20 protein-coding genes are annotated in these 16,788 nt (G+C 70.0%); 5 read left to right on the top strand and 15 right to left on the bottom strand.

Features of this window, described 5'->3' with window-relative positions:
• The first annotated feature begins 108 nt into the window (after nt 1-108).
• The 5 genes from ACYVKZ_RS14205 to ACYVKZ_RS14185 are packed head-to-tail and all read left to right on the top strand — an operon-like array spanning nt 109 to nt 4,740.
• On the top strand, nt 109-600 hold the full coding sequence (locus tag ACYVKZ_RS14205; protein ID WP_460992889.1) for a MaoC/PaaZ C-terminal domain-containing protein: 492 nt from the start codon (nt 109-111) through the stop codon (nt 598-600).
• A 3-nt stretch (nt 601-603) separates the two neighbouring features.
• Nucleotides 604-1,785 (top strand): acyl-CoA dehydrogenase family protein, encoded by a 1,182-nt coding sequence (locus ACYVKZ_RS14200; RefSeq protein ID WP_460992888.1) that lies wholly within the window; start codon nt 604-606, stop codon nt 1,783-1,785.
• A complete protein-coding gene (locus ACYVKZ_RS14195; protein WP_460992887.1) occupies nt 1,785-2,930 on the top strand; it encodes an alkene reductase in 1,146 nt (381 codons plus the stop codon). The genes ACYVKZ_RS14200 and ACYVKZ_RS14195 overlap by 1 nt, the downstream gene beginning before the upstream one ends.
• Nucleotides 2,918-3,670, top strand: a complete 753-nt coding sequence (locus tag ACYVKZ_RS14190; RefSeq protein WP_460992886.1) for an SDR family NAD(P)-dependent oxidoreductase — start codon at nt 2,918-2,920, stop codon at nt 3,668-3,670. Before ACYVKZ_RS14195 ends, ACYVKZ_RS14190 begins: the two co-directional genes overlap by 13 nt.
• Nucleotides 3,670-4,740: an MBL fold metallo-hydrolase gene (locus ACYVKZ_RS14185; RefSeq protein WP_460992885.1), complete on the top strand. Its 1,071-nt coding sequence runs from the start codon at nt 3,670-3,672 to the stop codon at nt 4,738-4,740. Before ACYVKZ_RS14190 ends, ACYVKZ_RS14185 begins: the two co-directional genes overlap by 1 nt.
• Here the strand turns inward: ACYVKZ_RS14185 and ACYVKZ_RS14180 are convergent.
• The 15 genes from ACYVKZ_RS14180 to ACYVKZ_RS14110 form a co-directional block, all read right to left on the bottom strand.
• Complete coding sequence (locus tag ACYVKZ_RS14180; RefSeq protein WP_460992884.1) at nt 4,718-4,999, bottom strand: hypothetical protein; 282 nt, start codon at nt 4,997-4,999, stop codon at nt 4,718-4,720. The genes ACYVKZ_RS14185 and ACYVKZ_RS14180 overlap by 23 nt on opposite strands.
• Before the next feature lie 718 nt (nt 5,000-5,717).
• Nucleotides 5,718-6,125: a DUF6262 family protein gene (locus ACYVKZ_RS14175; RefSeq protein WP_460992883.1), complete on the bottom strand. Its 408-nt coding sequence runs from the start codon at nt 6,123-6,125 to the stop codon at nt 5,718-5,720.
• A complete protein-coding gene (locus ACYVKZ_RS14170; protein ID WP_310078402.1) occupies nt 6,122-7,657 on the bottom strand; it encodes a tyrosine-type recombinase/integrase in 1,536 nt (511 codons plus the stop codon). The genes ACYVKZ_RS14175 and ACYVKZ_RS14170 overlap by 4 nt, the downstream gene beginning before the upstream one ends.
• Nucleotides 7,654-8,760, bottom strand: a complete 1,107-nt coding sequence (locus ACYVKZ_RS14165; RefSeq protein WP_310078400.1) for a site-specific integrase — start codon at nt 8,758-8,760, stop codon at nt 7,654-7,656. Before ACYVKZ_RS14165 ends, ACYVKZ_RS14170 begins: the two co-directional genes overlap by 4 nt.
• A 269-nt stretch (nt 8,761-9,029) precedes the next feature.
• Nucleotides 9,030-9,554 (bottom strand): flavin reductase family protein, encoded by a 525-nt coding sequence (locus ACYVKZ_RS14160; protein ID WP_460992882.1) that lies wholly within the window; start codon nt 9,552-9,554, stop codon nt 9,030-9,032.
• A 99-nt stretch (nt 9,555-9,653) separates the two neighbouring features.
• Nucleotides 9,654-10,100 (bottom strand): redox-sensitive transcriptional activator SoxR, encoded by a 447-nt coding sequence (gene soxR / locus ACYVKZ_RS14155; protein WP_460992881.1) that lies wholly within the window; start codon nt 10,098-10,100, stop codon nt 9,654-9,656.
• Entirely contained in the window at nt 10,087-11,007 is a 921-nt protein-coding gene (locus tag ACYVKZ_RS14150) for a ribonuclease Z (protein ID WP_460992880.1), read from the bottom strand. Before ACYVKZ_RS14150 ends, soxR begins: the two co-directional genes overlap by 14 nt.
• Before the next feature lie 35 nt (nt 11,008-11,042).
• Complete coding sequence (locus ACYVKZ_RS14145; protein ID WP_460992879.1) at nt 11,043-11,876, bottom strand: urease accessory protein UreD; 834 nt, start codon at nt 11,874-11,876, stop codon at nt 11,043-11,045.
• Nucleotides 11,873-12,484, bottom strand: a complete 612-nt coding sequence (ureG, locus tag ACYVKZ_RS14140) for an urease accessory protein UreG (protein ID WP_460992878.1) — start codon at nt 12,482-12,484, stop codon at nt 11,873-11,875. The genes ACYVKZ_RS14145 and ureG overlap by 4 nt, the downstream gene beginning before the upstream one ends.
• 18 nt (nt 12,485-12,502) lie before the next feature.
• On the bottom strand, nt 12,503-13,231 hold the full coding sequence (locus tag ACYVKZ_RS14135) for an urease accessory protein UreF (RefSeq protein ID WP_460992877.1): 729 nt from the start codon (nt 13,229-13,231) through the stop codon (nt 12,503-12,505).
• Nucleotides 13,212-13,697 carry an urease accessory protein UreE gene (ureE, locus tag ACYVKZ_RS14130; protein ID WP_460992876.1) on the bottom strand — a complete coding sequence of 162 codons (486 nt, stop codon included), beginning with the start codon at nt 13,695-13,697 and terminating at the stop codon, nt 13,212-13,214. The genes ACYVKZ_RS14135 and ureE overlap by 20 nt, the downstream gene beginning before the upstream one ends.
• A 25-nt stretch (nt 13,698-13,722) precedes the next feature.
• Nucleotides 13,723-15,450: an urease subunit alpha gene (ureC, locus tag ACYVKZ_RS14125; RefSeq protein WP_460992875.1), complete on the bottom strand. Its 1,728-nt coding sequence runs from the start codon at nt 15,448-15,450 to the stop codon at nt 13,723-13,725.
• Nucleotides 15,451-15,477: 27 nt separating this feature from the next.
• The gene (locus tag ACYVKZ_RS14120; protein ID WP_460992874.1) at nt 15,478-15,786 is read right to left on the bottom strand and encodes an urease subunit beta; all 309 of its coding nucleotides are present in this window, start codon (nt 15,784-15,786) and stop codon (nt 15,478-15,480) included.
• Nucleotides 15,787-15,795: 9 nt separating this feature from the next.
• Entirely contained in the window at nt 15,796-16,098 is a 303-nt protein-coding gene (locus ACYVKZ_RS14115) for an urease subunit gamma (RefSeq protein WP_307007215.1), read from the bottom strand.
• Nucleotides 16,099-16,283: 185 nt separating this feature from the next.
• Nucleotides 16,284-16,787, bottom strand: a complete 504-nt coding sequence (locus ACYVKZ_RS14110; RefSeq protein ID WP_460992873.1) for a MarR family winged helix-turn-helix transcriptional regulator — start codon at nt 16,785-16,787, stop codon at nt 16,284-16,286.
• Nucleotide 16,788 lies beyond the last annotated feature (1 nt).

The raw sequence follows: 16,788 nt of genomic DNA, 5'->3' as shown, positions 1-16,788 counted from the left end.
CGGTGAAGCACTGGAAAATGTTGACCCCTCCAGTATACGAACAAGCGCTCGCTAGTCTAGTCTTGGAGGTGAGGGCACCACGCCTTCACTCCAGACTCGAGGAGCGACATGCAGGCATACGAAGACGACCTTGCCGCTGTCCACACGGACAAACCCAAGGGCAGGCCGGACCACAGGTGGGGCGCGCTCGTGGAGGGCGACCGCGTCCACAGCCCCGGGATAACCGTGACCGAGGCCCATCTCGTCCAGTGGGCCGGGCTCACCGGCGACTGGGTCTCGCTGCACCTCGACGAGGAGTACGCGTCCAAGACCCCGTTCGGACGGCGGATCGGGCACGGCCCCCTCACGCTCTCAGTCGGCCTCGGACTCCTGACCCAGACCGGCTACTTCTCCAACGTGGCCGCGTGGCTCGGCCTCGACGAGGTCCGCGCCGTCCAGCCGGTCTTCATCGGCGATACCATCCACGTCGAGGCAACAGTCCGCGTGGCCCGGGAGACCAAGAAGCCCGAGGTCGGGCTGTGGACGCTCGACTACACCGTCGTGAAGCAGGACGGCAGCACCGTCATGACCTTCACCAGCAGCTTCCTCGTAAGGCGGTAGACCATGACCATCACCCCCTCCCCCACGACCACGCCCGACCACGACGCTGGCCCGGGCGACCGGCGGGAGCTTGTGCGCTCCGTCCTCGCCGAGCACGCCCCCGCCGAGCGCGTCCGCGAATTCGACGAGGCCGAGAAGTTCGACGCCGAGCTGTTCCGCGCACTCGCCCGCGCGGGACTGCTCGCAGGCGCCCTCGACGCCACAGGCAGGCTCGACCACGGCCACCAGAGGGCGGTGCTCGAGGAGCTCGCCGCCGGCCCGACCTCGATGGCCGTGGCCTTCGTCGTCCAGTACATGGCTATCCAGCTCCTCTCCGCGCACGGCACCACCGAACAGCAGGAGGCCTTCCTCGCACCCCTGCTCGCCGGCGATGTCCACGCGTCCTTCGCCCTCAGCGAGCCCGACGGCGGCACGGACGTCGCACGGGCCATGAAGACCACCGCCACCCGCCTGCCCGACGGCTCGTACTCCATCTCCGGGCAGAAGCGGTGGATCGGCGGCGCCATGGACTGCGGCTACCTGCTCCTGCTCGCGCGCACCACGGAGATCGGGGCCTCGGCCATCGGCGGCATCACGACCTTCATCGTGCCGCGCTCAACACCGGGCATCCAGACCCGCGAGATCGACACCATGGGCATCCGCAGCCTCGCCCAGACCGACCTCTCCCTCGACGATGTCCGCGTCCCGGCGGCCAACGTCCTCGGCGAGCCCGACCGGGGTTTCCGCCAAGTTCTGGGCACCCTCAACGGAGAGCGGCTCAACGCGGCGGCCGTGGCCCTCGGGATCGCACGCGGCGCCTTCGCAACGGCCCTCGACTGGGCCAAGTGCCGAGAGGCCTTCGGCCGGCCGGTCGGCGCGTTCCAGGCCCTGCAGCACTCCCTCGTGGACGCACGCCTGAAGATCGAATCCGCCTCGCTGTTGCTCGACCGTGCAGTGAGGGCGGCCGACGCAGGGGACCCCAGTGTGGACGTCGACTCGGCCCTGGCCAAGCTCGCGGCCTCGGAGGCCGGCACGTTCACCACGGACGCGGGCATGCGCCTCATGGGCGGCTGGGGGTACGCCCGCGAGCTGCCCATGCAGCGGTACTTCCGAGACGCGCGCCTCTACACGTTCGCGCCCCTCACCGACGAGATGATCCGGAACTACCTCGGCGAGAAGATGCTCGGGCTGCCGAGGTCCTACTGATGGACGTACAGCGGCTCTTCGAGCCGATCACCGTCGGCGGCCAGCTTGCCCCGAACAGGATCGTCCTCGCCCCGCTGACCCGCAGCCGAGCCACCGGGAACGGCGTGCCCACCCCCCTCATGGAGACCTACTACGCCCAACGCTCCGGCGCGGGACTCATCCTCTCCGAAGGCACCGTTGTCTCGCCCCAGGGGGCCTCGTATGCCCGGGTCCCCGGACTGTACAGCCAGGAGCAGGTCGAGGGCTGGAGGCCGGTGGTCGCCGCGGCGAAGCGCCGCGGCGCGCTCGTCTACGCCCAGCTGTGGCACGTCGGGCGGCAGGCCCACTCGTCGGTGCAGCCGGACGGGCAGGCCGGCTGGGCGCCCTCTGCTATCCCGATCCGCGGCTCCCTCTACCGCTCCCCTAACGGGCGCATCCCTTTCGAGGTGCCCAGAGAACTCAGCGCTGAGGGCATCCGCCAGATCGTGGGCCAGTTCGCTGCCGCGGCGGCCAACGCCCTCGAGGCGGGGTTCGACGGGATCGAGCTCCACGGCGCCAACGGCTACCTCTTCGACCAGTTCCTCAACTCGAGCTCGAACCAGCGCACCGACCAGTACGGCGGCACCGTGACCAACCGGACGCGGTTCCTGGCGGAGGTCCTCGACGCCCTCGCCGAGGTCATTCCGCTCTCGCGGGTGGGGCTGCGGCTCTCGCCGTCCTCGTCCTGGATGGACATGCACGACCCCGACAAGCGGGCGATCTACTCGGCGGCCGTCCGGCTCGCCTCGGCACGCGGCCTCGCGTACCTGCACCTGGTAGAGCCCGGGATCGCCGGCTCAGTCGACGCGGAGGACGGCGGCGACGGCGTGCCCTCGGGCGAACTGGCCGGGCTCTTCAACGGGCCCGTGATCGTCACCGGCGGCCATACGGCGGAATCGGCCGCTGCGCGCATCGAAGCGGGCACCGCACACCTGGTGGGCTTCGGCCGGCTGTTCATCGCCAACCCGGACCTGCCCTACCGGTTCCTCGCCGGGGCAGAGCTCCAGCCCCTCCGCAAGGAAGGCCTCTACTCCGGCGGAGCGGCCGGCTACACCGACTATCGGCACCATCCCGACAACCCCCACAGCGACCAGCCACGGAAGGACACCCCACGTTGCGCAGTCTGAACACCCTGATCACCGGTGCCGGCGGCGGCATGTGCCGCGGCATCAACCGCCGCCTTGCCCAGGCCGGCCATACCCTCGTCTGCGTCGACCTCGACGCCGAGCGCAGCGAGGCCGCCGCCGAAGCTGTCCGGTCCGAGGGCGGGAAGGCGTTCGCGTTCGCAGCGGACGTAACGAAGCCCGAGGACGTCAAGCAGCTCCGCCGTGACGTCCTCGAAGAGGTCGGCCCCGTACAGGCGATCGTCAACGCCGCCGGGGTACTCGACCGGAAGATGCTCATGGACCACGACCCCGGGTCCTTCGCGAAGGTCCTCGGCATCAACCTCGTCGGCCCGTTCGCGGTGATCCGCGAGTTCGCCCAGGACATGCTCGACGCGGACTTCGGCCGCATCGTCAACATCTCCTCCATCGCAGGGACCACCGGATACCCATACCCGAGCTATGCCGCCTCCAAGGCCGGGCTCTCCAACCTCACCCGGTCCCTCCTCATGGACTTCTGGGGCACCGGAATCACCGTCAACTCGGTCTGCCCCGGGGTGGTCGACACCCAAATGGTCATCCAACAGGTCCGCGACCAGGTGAAGAACAAGGTGCCGACCGGACGGATCGTCGAGCCCGAAGAGATCGGTGCGCTCATCGCGTTCCTCCTCAGTGACGACGCCCGCAGCATCAACGGCGCCGACCTGATGATCGACGGCGGCGCCACACAGGTGTTCCGGCTCTTCGACCCCCAGCAGCGCTGATGGGAGCTCAGGCCTCCGGCGTGGAGGTCACCGGCACAGCCCAGCGTCAGGCATGGCTAGAGAAGCGGTTTCCCCCCGTGGAGGACCTCGGCTCGGGGCTGTGGTCCGTGCCGGTCGTATTCCCCGGCAACCCGATGCGGTACACCCTCAGCTACATCCTGGCCGAGGGCGACGAGTGTCTCGTCATCGACCCCGGATTCGACAGCGACGAAGGCTGGGAGCAGCTCTTGGCCGGGCTCGCCGCCGCAGGACTCGGGCCGGCGGAGGTGACGTGCATCGTGGCGACTCACTTCCACACGGACCACCTCGGCATGGCCCGCCGGCTGGCACGCGTTTCAGGAGCACCTGTCGGCCTCGGGACGGCCGAACGGCGGCACCTTTCCGCCTTCGACGATGCCGGCGCCGAGGTCGACCTGGACCGGGACCGCATGCGCCTATGGGGTGTGCCCGAGGACCGGGTCCCCGAGGGAGCCATGTCCGTCGAGGGCCTCGAGCACCTGCGAGGCCTCGCAGACGCCGACTTCCGGATGGCCACGGGTGATCCCGTTCCCTTCGCCCAAGGACGTGTGCGCGCTTTGGAGACGCCCGGGCACACCCCGGGGCACATCTGCCTCGAAATGGCTGTCGGCGCCATGTTCTTCAGCGGCGACCACTTGCTCCCCCGCATCACACCCAACGTCTCCCTCGAACTGCGCGGAGACCCAAACCCACTGGCCAGCTACCTCGAATCCCTCGCGCTCGTCGAGCGGCGCGCGCCCTTCGAGGTTCTCCCAGCCCACGAATACCGGTTCCGAGACCTCGGGGTCCGTGCACGGGAGCTCCGCACCGCTGCTGAGGAGCGCTCCGTTCAAGTTCTGGAAGCCGCCTCGGCCCAGCGGAACCCCCGCGTGTATTCCGTCGCACGCGAGATCTCCTGGTCCCGAGGCTTCGAGTCACTGCACGGGCTCCAGTTCCGCCTCGCGCTCAGCGAGACCGCAGCCCACCTCCAGTACCTCCTCCGGCAGGGACTGGTCGACGGCATCCCCGGGCTCCCCGGGCCCGTGGAGCCTAGGGTTTCAGGGCGTTCGTGAGCACCTCGTACTCCTCTACCGCGAGCACCTCCATGTGCTGCTCAGCTGTCGTCTCCGAACGGATCGAATTCGTCGCCTCTCGGCTCCCATCGAGCGCAGCCTTGTCCTCCCACATGGTCAGGGACAGGGACTTGCCCTCGCCGAGGAGATAGTAGAGACCGTGGCAGCCTGGAAGAACCAGAACGCGCTCGACGGTCTCCTCCGTGGGCGCGCCCGTGCTGCCGGAACCGGGCCTGTAGGTACTGACTCTGACGAACATCTCTCCTCCTTGCTCCGGGACCTTCCCTTGCCGACGTGCCTTCCCACCACCAAGTAGTACGCGGAGCATCACAGGCCACAAGGAGCGACGCAGTGGGGATCGGCTGCAGCCTGCTGGTCGAGGTCAACCGAACCGGCTAGTCCCAGCCCTCTCGGCCATGCAGCCATCAGCATGGCCGACCCGGCCAAACGCTTCCGACGGCGGCCAACGTCAGGGTCCAACCGAGCCCGGTCGCCGAACCTGCCAATGCCGCAGCCTCCGAGCTCTGGTGGCAGCCCGGCGCGGAAGCTTTGGTGAAGTCCTAGGTGGGGGGCCATGGTCCTATCGACGCCGAGACAAGGCTGTTATAGCGCCCGGGCTGCTTGGAGAGGTGTTGGTACACGGTCGGCCCGGTGGCGCCGTAACAGGAACACGGGAACCAGAACAATGGCGCGTACACGGCAAGCGTTACAAACGCTCGGGCGAAGATCCGTGGAAGCGTGGGGCCTCCCCCGGTTGTCTCAGAAACGATCGATATCTTTAGTCGGTCGGATGGAAGGCCCGTATTTGCGCGGGGTTTCCGATGTGGACGGTGTCTGAGAGGGAGGATCGGGGGTCCTTCTGTCAGCGGCGGCCGGTGGGTAATCGAGACTGATCCGAGACGTTGTGTCGAGGCTTGGGCGTGTTGTTTCTGCCTCTCTGCTGGGTGGCCCACTGACGGTGCCTCGAAGACGGTGCGCTATCTTTCCAGGGTTCCGGGACGGGAGCTTTGGTCTTTCCGGCGCTGGTGTCCAAGGGCGAGGGCGAGCTGGTGCTGCAGTCGTGCGTTCTCCTCGGTGAGCGTGCGGATCCGGTCCTGGGCCGCGGCCAGGCGGGCGCGGAGGGAACCGTCGCTGGCGCCGTCCCGACGGCTGCTCCGCGGCCGGTCCGGCCGGCGGCCTTCACGCAGCCGGATGATGTCCTCGCGCAGGTCGGACTGTGTGTAGAGCCATGACCGGGAGACCCCTGCCGCTGCCGCGACGGATTCGAATGTCACTGCTGCTCCGCGGTTTTCGAGGCCGCGCAGCGCTGCGATGGCTTTGGAGCGGGTGAGTTCGTGGCGTTGCCTGGCGGCCTGCAGGATGTGGCGGCTGTTATCGGCTCTCATGGCCGTCCTTCGTCGGGCCCAGGGGCCGGGGTGCTGTTCCCGCTGAGGGCGCCGATGATCCGGTCGAGGTTGCCCAGGACGCGGGTGTTCATCTCGACCAGCCGTTGCTGCCCGCGGGCTTCGGCGGCGGAGATGATCTGCACGACCTGGGTGCGGTGCTCCCGGTGCTGGGGCAGGAACTCGGCCGTGGTGACGAACATCGGGCAGGTCAGACACGCGTTGGCATGTGGGCATGTCTTCTGCACGGGCAGTCCGCAGTACCCGTTCGACAGGGCCTGGGTTACGCGGCCGAGGCGCTGTTTGGACCAGGCCGCGTCCGCCAGCGGGCCGTCGGGGTCGAGGGTGACCTCGGCCCCGGAAGCGTTGACCTTGCGCGCAGCCTCCCAGTGCCGGCGGATCGAGGTGTCGCTGAGCCGGGCGTAGTGGGCGGTCATCTGGTGCGAGTCGTGGTCGAGGATGCGGCGCACGACCTCCTGCGGGACATCGAGGTTGATCAGTCTCGTGCCCAGGGTGTGGCGGAACCGGTGGGGGCTGACCGTGGCGGGATTCCCGTTCTCGTCGGTGATCCGGCACCGGGACGCCCAGCGGCGCAGGCTCGTGCGGTAAGTGGCCGTGCTGATGTGTCCGGTGCCCTCGGCGTTGGGACCCTGGCTGGGGAACAGCATCCGCGGACTGGTGCCGGTGCCCTGCCTGAGGTGGGCAAGGTGGTCTGCGATGGCCCGCTCGAGCTCCTCGTCGATCGGAACGAGCGCTTCGCGTTTCATCTTGTGGTTCAGATAGCGCAGGTAGGGCGCTCCGTCCCTGTCGCGGACGATGCAGTCGTGGGCCAGGGCAACGGCGTCGCTGATCCGCAGTCCGCAGCGCATCAAGATGAGGGTGATCAGCCGGTGGTGGGGGTTGGGCCATTTGTCCAGGTTCTCCGGGGCCTCCAGCTGGGCCATGACGTGCTCGCTCAGCGCCCGCGGCGCCCGGACGGTCTCCTTCGGGTAGTCCTCCGTGTAGATCAGTGCGGTGTTCGGCAGGTCAGTGACCCAGCCGTGCCGGCGCATGGTCAGCAGGAACAGGTTGAACTGCCCTACCCGCGTGCGGTGCGATACCGGCCCGGCGCTGCGGGCGTGCAGGTAGGCCAGGAACTGTTCGATCAGGGCGCGGTCGATGTCGGCGGTGCCTTTGACGGGAGCCCGGGTGCTGTCGAGGAACGCGTTGAACGAGTCGATTGCCGCGGTCCCCAGCGCCGCGGATTCAACGGTCAGCCCAGTGGAGAGCCGCCACCGGGCCCAGCGCTTGGCCAGGTCCTTCAGCCATGGGCGGGTGATGCTGTCGAAGCGGATCCTGCTGCGGCCCCGGGCGGTGATGCCGAGCTTGCGGGCGTCCCAGACATCCCTGGGGAATTCCGCCTCCCACGGGTCCACGGCATCCGTCCGGGACCGCGCCGACGGGTGTCTGCGCCGCCGCCCCGGGACGGCGCCGAGGGGCGCCGGATCCGCGGGGAAGGGCCCGTCGGCTGCGGGAAGGGGATGCAGGCCGCTCACAGCGTCACCTCCGTGCCGGCGAACCAGCCTGCATCAGCCATGGCGCGGCGGGCGTCATCGACGGTCAGGTGCCCATAGGTGGTGATGGTGGTAGTCACGCTGGCGTGGCCGAGCAGCTTTGACACCACCTCCAGGGGGACCTTGTCGCGCAGCATCCGGGTGGCATAGGTGTGCCGGAACCAGTGCGGGTCGAAGTCGACGCCGGTGTCCCTGCGGAGCCTGCGGACCAGATCGTGCGCTGCCGCGTACGTCATCGCCCGCCCGTGCGGGCGGCCCCACAGGTTGACGAAGACGTAGTCGGAGTCCAGGTCCCCGTACTCCTCGGACAGGTAGTCCGCATACAGACGGATCAGTCCGGAGCTGACGGGAACCGTGCGCGGATGCGGCGACTTGGAGCGCGCACCGTTGGTGTTCACCCGCCGGCGGACGGTGACCTCCCGCTCGGCTGCAGCGAGGTCCTCGTGCCGCAAGCCCAGGGCTTCCCCGATCCGGATTCCGGAGTCGTAGAGCAGTGCAAACAGCAGGCGGTCCCGCAGGTGCGCGCATGAGTCCAGAATTTCCTGTACCTCGGCCGGCTCCAAGACCCGGGGGATCCTGGACGTCGCAGGGAGCTTCACCCTGCGCCGCGGTCCCGGGGAGGCCTTGCTGATGTGGTGGAGGAACGGCTTCCAGCCGCCCCGGCGTGCCCCCGGTTCCCAGCACGTCACCAGGTCTCCCAGCTCCAGACCGTGGCGTGCCGCGTGCTGGTAGAAGACCGAGACCGTGGAAAGTTTGCGGTTCACGGTCGCCTCACTGCAGTGGGCTCCGACCACGGGCAGCACGGATACCGAGCGGTCCCGTGTTCCCGGCGGCCGCCTCAGCCAACGGATGAAAGCGCCGACGTCCTCCAGCCGCACCGACTGCCAGTCGCAGCCGCGTTCGATCAGGAACGAGAACCAGTCCTTCAGATCGTGGGCGTGCGCCTTGATCGTGTTCGGGGACCTCTCCGTCTCCGCCAGATATCGCAGATAGCGTTCAGCCGGCGCCACGACGCCGTCCTCGTCGAGCAGGGTGAACGACACCGCATCACTCGCCGGATCCAACACCCTCGCCACCTGCATCATGTCTCCCGCCGCCTCCGTTGTGGACGGCAGTAAGCTAGCCGATCCACAACGAAGCGATCAGGGGCGAATCCGCACGTGGACTACATGAAGCACAGCTTCCGAGCGGCTAAAGATATCGATCGTTTCCATTCAAAAACGGGTACACAGGCGTTCCTAAGGATCGGACGAGGACAGAACCATCGTCTGACGCCCGAGCTCGAGGCGGTGGCCGTCGGGGAAGTCGACGCCTACTCGCTCACCTCCGGCGAGGCCCTCGCACCAGCCGAGAATCAGTCCACCCGCGAATGCGCCCCCAGCGCATGGAACGCGCGGTCGTGGTACACGAGCGGCGCGCCCGGGCGCCCCTGGGCGAGCACCTCGAGCACGGTCGCGGCCAGCAGCACGGAGCGGCCCACCGGCACCCGGTGCGTGATGGCGCAGCGCAGCGCCCAGGGCGCGGCCCGGAGCCAGGGCTCGCCGGTGGGCAGTTCCTCCCAGTCCATGGCGTCCGTGAACCGGGGCGAGCCAGGAGTGGCGAACGTGCGGACCAGGCCGACCTGCCCGGCGTCGACGAGGTGGACCAGGACCGTGTCCGCCTCCGCGATGTGCACGGCCGAGCGGCCGCCGGAGACGGAGAAGGCCAGCGAGGGCGGATCGACCGCCACCGAGGCGACGGAGGAGGCCGTGAGCCCCACCGGCCCCTCGGGGCTCGCGGCCGTCACCACGGCCACCCCCGCCGGATGAGAGCGGAAGGCGTCCCGGAAGAGGGCGGAGTCGGCGCCGGAGACGCTGAGGAAGGTCGGGGTCACAGTCATGCCTGGTCTTTCGTCGGGGCGCCCGAGCACCTCGGGACCTCCTACGACGCTAGGACCTCAACAATCGTTGAGGTCAATCGAACGTGACCATTGTCACCCCTACGGCTCGAGTGCCGAAGCCCCGGACGTGCCGAGCCTGTCCTCCGGGTTCACGAGGCTGCAGGTCGAGAGCGAGAGGCAGCCGCACGCGATGCACCCGTCGAGCCGGTCCCGCAGGTGCTCGAGGCGCGCGATCCGCTCGTCGATCTCGTCGCGCCACGCCCTCGACAGCCGGCCCCAGTCCTGCTGGGTGGGCACGCCGTCGAGCGGGAGCAGCTCGAACGCGTCCGCGACCGTGGCCAGCGGAATGCCGGCACGGTGGGCGGCTTTGATGACCGCCACGCGCCGCAGGATCGAGCGCGGGTAGCGCCGCTGGTTCCCGGAGGTGCGGCGGCTGTGGATGAGCCCCTGCCGCTCGTAGAAGTGCAGCGCGGAGACGGAGAGCCCGCTGCGCGCCGCGAGCTGGCCCACCGTGAGCTCCTCCGCCTCGCCGCTACCCGTTGCCATCGCGGTCCCCCTCCCCCATCCAGGCCCCGCGCCGCCGCGGGAAGCCGAACCTGTCCAGGTCCGCGGCGGCGCGCACGACGGCGTTCCCCGCCCTCCGCCGCGCCTGGCCTTCCAGCCCGCCCACCTCGGGATACCGGGACGAGAAGTGCGTCAGCACGAGGTTCCGGGCCCCGGCGGATCCGGCGAGCGCGCCCGCCTGCCCGGCGGTGAGGTGGAGGTACTGCTCGGCGAGCGCGGCGTCGTCGTCGCTGAAGGTGCACTCGGCGACGAGGAGGTCGGCGGCGTCGGCCAGCGCCTCGGCACCCTCGCACGGGGCGGTATCCATGACGAACGCGAACCGCTGCCCGCGGCGCGGGACGCTCACGTCCTCGATCCGCACGCCGCCGAGGCGCCCCTCGCGCTGCAGCCGCGCCACGTCCGGGCCGCGGATGCCGGCGGCCGCGAGCCGCTCCCGCACGATCGTGCGCCCGTCCGGCTCCGCGAGCCGGTAGCCGAAGGTGCCGATGCGGTGCCTGAGCGGCTCGACCGCGAGCCCGGGGGCGATCTCCCCGGCCGCGCCGTGGGGCACGAGGCGCAGGTCGATCCCGGGGGTCGAGACGGCGACGAGGGCCCGGACCACCTCCTCGCCGGAGGCTGGGTAGTGCAGGTGCACGGGGTGCTCCACGCGGTCGAGCGCCAGGCGCGAGAGCACGCCGGGCAGCCCGTAGCAGTGGTCCCCGTGGACATGTGTGAGGCAGATGCGCGTCACCTTCGTCGCGGCCACGCCGGCGTGGATCATCTGCCGCTGCGTCCCCTCGCCCGGGTCGAAGAGGATCCCCTCGCCGTCCCAGAGCAGGAGGTAGCCGTTGTGGTTACGGGCGCGCGTGGGCACCTGCGAGGCGGTGCCGAGGACCACGAGTTCGCGCATCTGCCCAGTATCGCCTGCCCCGCCGGGCCGCCGGGTCAGTACTTGCGCAGGTCGAGGGCGCCCTGGCCGTGCCATGCGGCGCGGAGCGCGTTGACCACGGCGAGGATGAGCGCGTCCACGGCCTGCGTGGAGTGGCCGAGGACGCGGAGAGCGAACCCGGGCACGGGCAGGGCCGAGACGCCCCCGAGCAGGCCGTCGGCGCGCTCGGCGAGGAGCGCCCTGGCCAGGCCCACCGCCTCCTCGCCGGCGCGGGGGTCCACCACGAGCAGCGATCCGAGGTGGGAGCGGCCCTCGAGCAGCCCGAGGGCCGCCATCCCGCCCCGGCTCGCCGAGGGCTCGAGGACGAGGTTGTCCAGGGCCACGGGCCGGCCGCCCATGGTGACCTCGGTGCGCAGGCGGAGCCTCTCGTAGCCGAACGGCGCCCCGGAGGGCGACCAGCCCGGGGTCACGACCTCCGCCACGATGAGGCTCGCGGACGGGTCCATCTCGATCCGCGTCTCCTGCTCGTAGCGGGAGGCCCGGTAGGCGATGAGCTGGTCGGGGAGGTAGTCGAGCCGGCTCCCCGGCCCGAGCCGCACCGTCAGGTCCTGGGCGGCCCGGTCCCGCGGCGTGCGGTACACCTTGGTCGCGGCCTGGGTGGTGAGCAGCAGCTGGGCGCCGTCCTGGACGGTGACGTCCAGGCGGTAGCGGTCGCCGTCCAGGTACGCCCCGCCGGGATTGACGACGACGTAGGTCACCTGCCCGGTCCCGTCCAGGTACATGGGGCGCAGCACGCGCAGCGCACCGCGGTGGTACTGCGCCGCGGCGACGGACCGCTCCCCCCGGCGCCTGATCACGAGGTCGAGCTCGCCGCGGGCGGTCAGGCTCACACGAGGTCCATCATGAGGACGTCGTGCTTGAGCCAGCGGATCACATGCTCGAGCCCCTCGTCCGTCTTGAGGTTGGTGAAGCAGAAGGCCTTCTCGCCGCGGAATTCGCGCGAGTCCGCCTCCATGACCGTCAGGTCAGCGCCGACGTGGGGGGCGAGATCGGTCTTGTTGATGATGAACAGGTCCGACTTGATCATGCCCTGGCCGGCCTTGCGCGGGATCTTCTCGCCCTGCGCCACGTCGATGATGTAGATGGAGAAGTCGACGAGCTCGGGGCTGAACGTGGCCGAGAGGTTGTCCCCGCCGGACTCGATGAAGATCACCTGCAGGTCAGAGTGGGCCTCGATGAGCCGGTCCACGGCGGCCTGGTTCATGGAGGTGTCCTCGCGGATCGCCGTGTGGGGGCAGCCGCCGGTCTCGAGCCCCACGATCCGGTCGAGCGGGAGCACGCTCGTGCGCGCGAGGATCTTGGCGTCCTCGACCGTGTAGATGTCGTTCGTGATGGCGGCCATGGAGATCTCGTGGCTCAGCGCGCGGGTCAGGCGCTCCACGAGCTGGGTCTTGCCGGCTCCCACGGGGCCGCCGATTCCGATCTTCACCGGGTGCATGCTGCTGTCCTTCCGTCGTCAGCTCATGAAGAGCCGGGCCCTCTGGGTCTCGTGCTGCATCTGGGCGATCTCGAGCCCCGGCGGCACGGCGCCGAGGTCCCTGCGGTCGAGCCCCCGGACCCGGTCCGCCGCTGCGTCCACGCGGGGCCGCAGGGCGCCGAGGACCCGCTGGCCCGCGTTCTGCCCCAGGGGCACGCCGCGGACCGCGTTCTGCGTCAGGGTGGTCACGGTGGAGAACAGGTACGCGCGGACGAGGTCGTCCGCGGGCACGCCGTGGTCCGCCCCGATGAGCGCGAAGGCGATGGCCTGGTGCCCACGGCAGCGCCCGGCGTCCACGAGCTGCCCGTACCGCTCGAGCCTCGGCCCCGGCAGCGCGTTCCGGCCGATCTCGATCAGCCGCCGGCCCATGGTCACCCCCGCGGTGCGGAGCTGGAGCGGGAGGGCCTGGGCGTGCAGGAGGGCGTCGAGGTCCTCGAGGTCGTCCGCGGCACCGCGTCCGACGCCGGCGCTCGCCTCGGCGGCGAGGCGCACCGCGAGCCCGTCGGCCGGCACGAGCTGGTGGTCGAGGAACTGCTCGAGCCACGCCCGGAAGCTGGCCTCGTCGTGGACGGCGCCGCGGTCGAGGTAGGTCTCGAGCCCGAAGCTGTGGGCGAAGGCCCCCGTCGGCAGGGCCGAGTCGCACAGCTGCAGCAGCGGCAGGAGCCAGTCCGTCACGTCCGCGCGCCCGTCAGTGCGTGTGCCCGGCATGGCGGAACGGCACGGGCATCACCCGGTCGCCCCGGGCGTAGGGGACCCGGTGGTGGTCGAGGTAGTCCTGCACGGTGTGGTCGTACTGGACCACCATGACCTCCGCCCCGTACTCGGAGGCGGCGTCGAAGAACTGCGCCTGCAGGTGTCGGTTGCCGAGGGCGTGCGCCGTCACCCCCATCTCGTGGATCGACCGCGGGGCGATCACGAGCACGTCGGTGGCCTCGACGGAGACCACCACGAGGCCGTGCTCGTCCCGCACGAGGATGTCGCCGTCGCGCAGGTCGCCCTCGGGGCCCGGGGCCGCGGCGAGCCGCAGCCCGATCTCGCGGCCGTGGTCCGTGGTGACCCGCTGGATGCGCCGGACGAGGGCGGCGCTGGGCAGCACGACCTTCTCCACGTGCAGCCCCTTGAGCTCGTCGTCGGTGAGCTCGGAGACGTTGCCTGCAACGGCTTCAACAATCATCGAGAAGACCATCCCTCCGTCAGCCTCAGAAGAGGAAGTAGCGCTGGGCCATCGGCAGGACGTCCACCGGGTCGCAGGTGGCCTGCTCGCCATCGACTCGAACCTCGTAGGTCTCGGGGTCCACCTCGATCTGCGGCGTCTCCCCGTTGAACTTCAGGTCCGCCTTGCGCAGGTTGCGGATGCCGCGGACCGGGCGGACGCGCTTCTTCAGGCCGAGGGCCTCGGGGACCCCGGCGTCCACGGCCGCCTGGGACATGAAGGTGATCGAGGAGTCGTGCACGGCCGTGCCCATCGCCCCGAACGCGGCGCGCATGGTCTGCGGCTGCGGCGTGGGGATCGACCCGTTGGAGTCGCCCATGAGCGAGCTGACGATCTGGCCGCCCTTGAGGATCGCGTAGGGCTTGACGCCGAAGAACGCGGGGTCCCACAGGACGAGGTCGGCGAGCTTGCCCACCTCGATGCTGCCGATGTACTCGGCCACACCGTGGGCGATGGCGGGGTTGATCGTGTACTTGGAGATGTACCGCTTGATGCGGAAGTTGTCCCCGCGGGCGCTGTCCCCCTCGAGCTTGCCGCGCTGGGCCTTCATCTTGTCCGCGACCTGCCAGGTCCGGATGACGACCTCGCCCACGCGGCCCATCGCCTGCGAGTCGGAGCTCGTGATCGAGAAGACTCCGAGGTCCTGCAGGACGTCCTCCGCGGCGATGGTCTCGGGCCGGATCCTCGAGTCCGCGAACGCCACGTCCTCGGGGATGTCGGGGTTGAGGTGGTGGCAGACCATGAGCATGTCGAGGTGCTCTTCCTCGGTGTTGCGCGTGTAGGGCAGCGTGGGGTTGGTGGAGGCCGGCAGCACGTTGGGCAGCCCGGCGATCTTGATGATGTCGGGGGCGTGCCCGCCGCCGGCGCCCTCGGTGTGGTACGTGTGGATCACCCGGCCGGCGATCGCTGCGATGGTGTCCTCGACGAAGCCGCCCTCGTTGAGCGTGTCCGTGTGGATGGCGACCTGGACGTCGTAGTGGTCGGCCACCTTGAGCGAGTTGTCGATGGCCGCGGCGGTGGCCCCCCAGTCCTCGTGGACCTTGAGCCCGATCGCCCCCGCCGTGATCTGCTCGGCCAGCGGCTCGACGGAGCTCGCGTGGCCCTTGCCGAGGAAGCCCACGTTGAGCGGCACGTCCTCGACCGCCTTGAGCATGTTCGCGAGGTTCCACGGCCCCGGCGTGACCGTGGTCGCCTTGGTGCCCTCGGCCGGACCGGTCCCGCCGCCGATGAAGGTGGTGATCCCGGAGTTGAGGGCGGTGGCGAACTGGTCGGGGCTGATGAAGTGGATGTGGGTGTCGATCCCGCCGGCCGTGACGATCCGGCCCTCCCCGGAGACGACCTCGGTACTGGGCCCGATCACGATCGTCACGCCGTCCATGATGTTCGGGTTGCCGGCCTTGCCGATCGCCAGGATGCGCCCGTCGCGCAGTCCGAGGTCAGCCTTGTAGATCCCGGTGTAGTCCACGATGATCACGCTCGTGATCACGGTGTCGGCGACCGCGAGGTCCCCGGATGCGCCGTAGCGCACGGTGTTGCCGTCCTGGCCCATCCCGTCGCGGATCACCTTCCCCCCGCCGAAGACCGCCTCGTCGCCGTGGCCGGTGAGGTCATCCTCGATCTCGAGGAAGAGGTCGGTGTCGGCCAGGCGCACGCAGTCGCCCCGCGTGGGGCCGTAGAGGTCGGCGTACTGGCGCCGGCTCATCTCGAAGCTCATGGATGGCCTCCTGCCGCCGGGTCCGGTTCAGTCCAAGGGTCCGTTGACGGCGTTGGAGAAGCCGTACACGGCCCTCGCCCCCGCCATGGCCACCAGGCGGACCGTCTTCCGGTCCCCCGGCTCGAACCGGACGGCGGTGCCGGCCGGGATGTCGAGGTGGAAGCCGCGCGCGGCCGCGCGGTCGAAGTCCAGGGCCGGGTTGGCCTCGGAGAAGTGGAAGTGGGAGCCGACCTGGATGGGCCGGTCGCCGGTGTTGGTCACCTCGAGCTCGACCGTCTCGCGCCCCTCGTTGCACACCACGGGGCCGTCGGCCAGGACGTATTCGCCGGGGATCATGGGCTGCTCCTATCGGATGGGATGGTGCACGGTGACGAGCTTGGTGCCGTCGGGGAAGGTGGCCTCGACCTGCACGTCGTGGACCATCTCGGGCACGCCGTCCATGACGTCCTCGCGGGTGAGGATCGTGGTCCCGTGGCTCATGAGCTCGGCGACGGTCCTGCCGTCGCGGGCGCCCTCGATGAGCTCGTAGGTGATGATCGCGACGGCTTCGGGGAAGTTGAGCTTGAGCCCGCGGGCCTGCCGCCGGCGCGCGAGGTCCGCCGCCACCACGATCTGCAGCTTCTCCTGCTCGCGGGGTGTGAGGTGCATGGGCAGCTCCTTGCGCGCGGTACGACCGGGGCGGACCCCTTCACCCTAGGACCGGAGCCGGGGGTTGTCGCGCAGGGCAGGGGAAACTCCCCGGGAACTCCCAGACGGAGAGGACCAGCCTGCCTCCCGCGCCCGCCCCGCAAAGGACCGTCTGAGGGAGGCTGACCTCACACGTTGCGGTGGCCTCAGCCCGGGGCGTTCACCTCGTTGCGGGCGTCCGTGATGGCCTGAATGAGGCGCGCGACCATGCCCTCCACGAGCTGGAGCTGCGCGGGGGTGTACTCGGCGAGGACCGGGAGCATGTGCCGGACCATGGGGTCGAACATCTCCCGGCCCGTCTCCCGGGCGCTCGGGGTGGGCGTCACCTCGACCTGCCGGCGGTCGGTGCTCGAGTGGCGCCGCTCGAGATGGCCCGAGGCCTCGAGCCGGTCGATCACCGAGGTCATGGCGGCGGAGCTGAGCACGAGCCGCTCGCGCAGCGCACCGGGGGTCGCCCGCTCCCCATGCCGCTCGGCCTCCATGACGGCGTTGAGCGCGTGGACGTCGTTGCGCGCGAGCCCGTGCTTGCGCCGCACCGTCTCTGCGTAGCGGTCGGCCTCGTTGGTGAACTTCTGCAGCAGGAACATGAGCTCGAAGCCCGGGGCCCCGCGCATCTGCTTGCGGCCCGCGCTCGGGTCTGAATCATGCACG

Source organism: Sinomonas soli (genome assembly GCF_054782415.1).
Note: the sequence above shows the minus strand (reverse complement) of the source record. Positions and strands in the feature narration are given on the sequence as shown.